Origin of the sequence: Corallococcus sp. CA053C (assembly GCF_003611675.1) — a bacterium.
GTDB lineage: Bacteria > Myxococcota > Myxococcia > Myxococcales > Myxococcaceae > Corallococcus.
The window spans coordinates 1-5,783 of sequence record NZ_RAWA01000526.1 but is presented as its reverse complement, the minus strand read 5'-3'; the positions used below and the strand labels follow the sequence as shown (position 1 = coordinate 5,783).

The window sequence follows — 5,783 nt, the reverse complement described above, 5'->3', positions numbered from 1 at the left end:
GGGGAGGGCGGTTCCTCCGGGTCGTCGGAAGCGCTTGCTCCCGAGGCGTTGGTGGGGGCGCGAGGTGAGGGGGAGCCCACGGATCCGGGGCAGGAGCCGGGTTCGGGACGTGGACGTGCGGCACAGGGACCTTCGGATCCGGGGCAGGAGCCGGGTTCGGGACGTGGACGTGCGGCGCAGGGCCCATCGGATCCGGGACAGGAGCCCGGTTCGGGACGTGGTCGCGCTGCGCGGGGCGAACCTTCGGATCCGGGGCAGGAGCCGGGTTCCGGTCGTGGACTTGCGGCACAGGGCTCATCGGATCCGGGCCAGGAACCGGGTTCCGGTCGTGGGCATGCGGCGCAAGGCGAGCCTTCGGAGCCGGGAGCGCGTCAGGGACGTTCCTCCCCGATGTTGGCGGACCTCCCCGAGCCCTCAGCCGACGAGGACTCCTCGTCGTTGGGCGGCGGACTGCTGGGAGACCTTCCGCCTCCGGAGACGACGGCGCGGGCCCGCACGGTGGCGCCGGCGGCCCCCGTGGTGGTGACGGCGACGTCGGGCGGCAAGCGCTCGCTGCTGGACGACATCCCGGATGCCTCGGAGCTGGCGGCGGCCGCGGCGCGCAACAAGGCCGCGGCGAACGCGCAGGACACGGAGGCGCTCGCCTCGAAGTACGAGCGCGAGATGCACGAGAAGATCGCCAAGGAGCGGGCGAAGCAGTCCCTCCTGGAGCGCTACGGCACGAAGACCGTGGCCCTCTTCGTCGCGCTCATCTTCCTGGGCGCGAGCGCGGGCTTCTTCCTGCTCTACCGCTCCCGCCAGGGCGGCCAGACGCTGTCGGAGACGCTGGAGATTTCCCGGCGCGCGATCGCGCAGGACACGGGCGCGTCGCTGGACGAAGCGCTCCGGCAGCTCGAGCGCGCGCGGGACATGGACGAGTCCAGCGCGCAGGCCTGGGCGCTCACCGGCTACGCGCACGCGCTCCGCTTCCAGGACCACGGCGCTTCGCCCGAGGACCGGCGGCTGGCGCTGGAGGCCCTGGAGAAGCCGGGCGTGAAGGACGGCTTCGGTGGGCTGGTGCTCGCCACCAACGAACTCGTCGCCGACGAGCGGGGCCGTGAGTCGACGCGTCGCGCGCTGCTCGCCTCACAGGACGATGTGACGGAAGTGCACGCGCTCGCGGGCAGCCTGCTGCTGGCCGCGAAGGACGAGAAGAAGGCCCTGGACCGCTTCGACCGGGCGCTCAAGGCGTCGCCGAGCAACGTCCGCGCGCTGGTGTCGCTGGGCGGCTACTACCTGGCCTCCGAGGACTTCCCGCAGGCGCTGGAGATGTTCAAGCGCGCGCGCGAGGTGTCCAAGGAGCATCCGGCCGCCCGCATCGGCATGGCGGAGAGCCGGCTCGCGCTGGAGCAGGAACTGGAAGCGGCCCTGGCGGACGTGGCGCCGCTGGCGCAGGACCCGAAGCTGCCCCCTGCGCTCAGGCCCCGTCAGCAGCTCGTGCACGGAGAGCTGCTGTCCGCGTTGGGCAAGTATGACGAGGCCCGCACGCTGCTCGCCCAGGGCACGCAGGGGCCGCTGGCCATGGACTTCCAGCTCGCGCTCGGAGCCGCGGGTCGCGCTGCCGGCAAGCTGGAGGCCGCGCAGCAGGCCTACGAGGCCGCGTTGAAGCTGCAGCCCAAGAGCGACGAGGCGAAGGAAGGCCTGGGCCGCACGCTGCTGGACCGCGACCGCGAGCGCGAGGCGCTGCAACGGCTGGAGGCGGACGGCGGCCGCAAGGTGGCGATGGTGCGGGGCGCGGCGTACGCGCGGCTCGGGGACTGGAAGCGCGCCCGCACGGAGCTGGCCCGCACGCGCGTGAACGACCGCTACCCGCCGGAGGCCGTGGCGTGGCTGGCGCTCGCGGACGCGAACGAAGGCAACGGCGCCCAGGCGCGCGACGTGCTGGAGAAGGCGCTGGCCAAGCGGCCGCGCACCGACCTGCGCGTGGCGCTGGGTCAGGTGTACTGGCGTGAGCGCGCGCTCGACAAGGCGCAGGCCCAGTTCGACGAGGCGCTGAAGGATCCGCGCGACTACGAGGGCGCGTGCTCGCTGGGGCGGCTGCTCCTGGCGCGCGGGCTGCCGGACATGGCCCTCAAGCCGCTGACGCAGGCGGTGGCGCGCAACGGCGCGCACGGCGAGTCCCGCGACGCCCTGGGCCGCGTGCTCCTGGCGCTGGGCCGTACGCCGGAGGCGCTGAAGCAGTTCGAGGCGTGGCAGCTGGACAACCCGGGCAACGCTGCCGCGCACAAGGGCTTCGCGCTGGCGCTGTACCAGTCCGGCCGTCGCAAGGAGGCGGAGGGCGCGTCGGGCCGCGCGGTGAAGCTCGCGCCGGATGACGCCGAAGGGCAGCGGCTGCGCGCGGCGCTCCTGTTCGCCAACGGCGACGCGAAGGGCGGCTTCTCCGCGCTGGAGCGCGCCAACAAGCTGGACTCCAAGAACCCCGACACCTTCTGCGAGATTGCCCAGGCGTTCCTGCGCCAGGGCCAGGTGGAGAGCGCGGACGCGGCCTTCGCGGCGGCCCGGCGCGAGGGGCCAGACGCGACGTGCGGCCGCGTGGGCGAGCTGTACGCGCAGCTACCCGCCGGAGGCCGCGGGGCGGCGCGCACGCTGCAGGACCTGGCCGACAAGGCGCCCACTGTCTGGGACAAGGCCTTCGCCCAGACGACGCTGGCGCGGGTGCTGTTGGGCGCGGGCGCGGTGAAGGAGGCGCGGGTGGCGGCGGACGAGGCCGTGAAGCTGGCCCCCTTCAACGGGCGGGCGTACCTGGCGCTGGGCCTGGTGGCCTTCAAGCAACGGCAGGAGGCCCCCGCCCGCGAGGCCCTGGCCAAGGCGGTGGAGCTGGAGCCCACGGATGGCCTGGCGCACCTGGCGCTGGCGGACGTGCTGGTGCGCGAGTCGTCGGAGCTGCCCCGGGCCGTGGAGGCGTACGAGGCCTTCCTGCGCCTGGCCAGCGGCGCGCCGGAGGCAAACCGCGTGAAGAAGGCTCTTCCGCTCCTCAAGCGCCGGGCGTCGAGATAGCGTGATTGACGTGCGCGAGCGGCCCCCGTCGTCCCCCCTGCTGCAGGTCATGTGGGGCAACGCCTTCCTGCTGTCGGTGCTCTACCTGGTCGTGGGCATCGTCGTGGAGTCCATCCGACGGCGCTACCGGTCGCCCTTCTTCGAGCGCTTGTCGATGGCGCTCGACTCGCTGCCGGCGCGGGCGCTGGAGCTGACGCACGGCCTGGAGCCGCTGCGCGAGGCCTACTTCAACGGCCGCGTCACCGACATCGGCGTGCGCGTCATCTTCGGCATTGTCACCGTGGCGGTCATCTTCCTGCTCGCGCTGGTGGTGGGCGTGCTGATGGCCGGGCTGCGGTGGGCCGTCCTCCGCGCCGCCACCGGCAGGGGCGGACCCCCGCGGGCCTGACGGCCTAGCGGCGCAGCTTCGACGACTTGCGCACGCGCGGGGGCACGGGCGATGCCTGCGGCTCATGGCCCGCGGCGCGCGCCATCAGGCAGATGTCCACCACCTTGGGGCCGAAGCGCTCCCAACGGCTCTCCCCGGTGCCCTTCACCGCGAGGAACGACTCCCGGTCCACCGGCAGCGCGGCGGACAGCCCCAGCAGCGTCGCGTCGTTGAAGATGATGAAGGGCGCGATGCCCAGGTCCTTGGCCAGGTCCCTGCGCCAGCGGCGCAGCTCCGTGGAGGCCAGCTCGCTGTAGGCCATCACCGGCGCGCCGGCCACTGCGGGCTGGGAGCGCGAGGACGACCCGGTCGGCTTGGGCATCATGCTGCCCGCGCACCGGTCACACGTGCCGCACACCGCCGCCGCGTCCGCCTGGCCGAAGTAGCGCAGGATGAACGCGCGCCGGCACTTCGGCGTGTACGCGTAGTCCGTCATCCGCTTGAGCATCAGGAGATTTCGCCGCTCCTGCTCGCGCACCCGGCTCAGGTCCACGCTCAGCTCGCGAAAGGGCACTCGCTCCAGCGCGCGGATGGAGCGGCCCGCGAAGGGCTTGCGCACCCGCACCACGCCGGACTTCTCCAGGAGGCCCAGTGCGTGCCGCACCTCCTCCTCCGACAGCGCCGTGCGCCGCGCGAGGATGGGCAGCTCCGTGGTGGCCTGGCGCCCCACGGGGAAGGTCTCCAACAGCGACCGGAGCAGCCGCTGCGACTCCGCCGCGTGCGGCTGGGCCGTGGCGGCCTTGTCCGTCAGCGTCAGCCCGTACTCGCCCTCGCCCCGGCCGCCGCGCTCCAGCTTGCCTTCGCGCTCGAAGATCTTCAGCGCGGCGGAGACCTCGAACTCGCTGGCCCCCACCATGCCCGCCAGCGCGTGCACGCCCCGCTCGAACTCGTCCACACCCTGGAGCGCCGTCCACACGTCCGACAGCACGGACTCGGAAGGGTGGCTGCTCTCGATGAGGCGCTCCTGCGTGTACACGTCCGCGTGGTTGAACAGGAGCACCGCCGTTGCGGGGTTGCCGTCGCGGCCCGCGCGGCCAATCTCCTGGTAGTACGCCTCCACCGCCCGGGGGATGTTCGCGTGCGCGACGAAGCGGATGTCCGACTTGTCGATGCCCATGCCGAAGGCGTTGGTGGCCACCGCCACCGCCTCCTTCGCGGACATGAAGTCGTCCTGCGCGCGGCGGCGGGCGTCGTCCTCCATGCCTGCGTGGTACAGCACGGCGCGCACCTTGCGCGTCACGAGCGCGGAGTGCATTCCTTCCGCCGCCTTGCGCGTGGAGCAGTAGATGATGCCGCTGCCGCCCTTCGCCGCCAGCTGCGCGCACGCCTCGCGGCGCTCCTCGTCCCCGCTGACGTTCACCACGTCGAGGAAGAGGTTGGGCCTGTCAAAGCCCTCCGCGAACACGTGCGGATCCTTCATGAGCAGCACCCGGACGATGTCCTCGCGCACCTCCGGCGTCGCCGTGGCGGTGAGGGCCACCGTGCGCGGCGGACGCAGCCGCTTGCGCACCTGTCCCAAGAGCGCGTAGTCCGGCCGGAAGTCGTGGCCCCACTGGGAGATGCAGTGCGCCTCGTCCACGGCGAGCAGGTCCACGCCCAGCTCCGCGACCAGGTCGAGGAAGCTGCTGCTGCGGAACCGCTCCGGCGCGACGTAGAGCAGCTTGTACTCGCGGTTGCGCAGCTTGCGCAGGCGGTCCGCCCGCTCCAGGTCCGACAGCGACGAGTTGATGAACGTGGCCGAGATGCCGCGCGCGGTGAGCTGCTCCACCTGGTCCTTCATCAGCGCGATGAGCGGTGACACCACCAGCGTGATGCCCGGCAGCAGCGTGGCCGGCAGCTGGTAGCACAGGCTCTTGCCCGCGCCCGTGGGCATCACCACCACGGTGTTGCGGCCGCTGAGCACCGAGCTGATGACGGGGGCCTGTCCGGGCCGGAACTCAGAAAGGCCGAAGTACCGCACCAGTCCCCGCTGGGCATCTTCGAGGAAGGGCAGGGACTCCAGCATCGCGCGCATGTTCATCATCCTGGGTCGGCCGTCAACGCCAATCCCGTCCATGGGCCCTGGCGGCCCCTCTTCACAGCTCGAGCTCCGGAGGAAGGGGAACCGTCAGCGCGGCCCGTTTTCGCGCCACCTCGCGCCGCAGTTGCTCCGTCCGCTCCGGGTCCAGGCGGCCGTCCACGACGACGTCCCCTTCGCGCGCGCCCGGCGGCAGCCTCCAGCGCTCCACCGTGCACGCCTGCCCGCTCCCGGTGCGCACGACTTGCGCCCGCGTGTCCTCCAGCACCTCCACCCGCACGGGGCTCACGCCCAGCCCCAGCC

3 protein-coding genes and 1 pseudogene are annotated in these 5,783 nt (G+C 72.7%); 2 read left to right on the top strand and 2 right to left on the bottom strand.

The annotated features are described in order from the left end of the window. Window positions 1–417: 417 nt before the first annotated feature. A pseudogene (locus D7V97_RS39085) lies at window positions 418–3,036 on the top strand (tetratricopeptide repeat protein); the annotation flags it as partial. Between the two features lie 49 nt (window positions 3,037–3,085). Further along, on the top strand, window positions 3,086–3,424 hold the full coding sequence (locus D7V97_RS39080) for a hypothetical protein (RefSeq protein WP_120615675.1): 339 nt from the start codon (window positions 3,086–3,088) through the stop codon (window positions 3,422–3,424). A 4-nt stretch (window positions 3,425–3,428) separates the two neighbouring features. On the opposite strand, the gene D7V97_RS39075 is transcribed toward D7V97_RS39080, so the two are convergent. Next, the gene (locus D7V97_RS39075; RefSeq protein ID WP_120615674.1) at window positions 3,429–5,486 is read right to left on the bottom strand and encodes an ATP-dependent DNA helicase RecQ; all 2,058 of its coding nucleotides are present in this window, start codon (window positions 5,484–5,486) and stop codon (window positions 3,429–3,431) included. Between the two features lie 52 nt (window positions 5,487–5,538). After that, on the bottom strand, window positions 5,539–5,781 hold the full coding sequence (locus D7V97_RS39070) for a DUF3006 family protein (RefSeq protein WP_120615673.1): 243 nt from the start codon (window positions 5,779–5,781) through the stop codon (window positions 5,539–5,541). Window positions 5,782–5,783 lie beyond the last annotated feature (2 nt).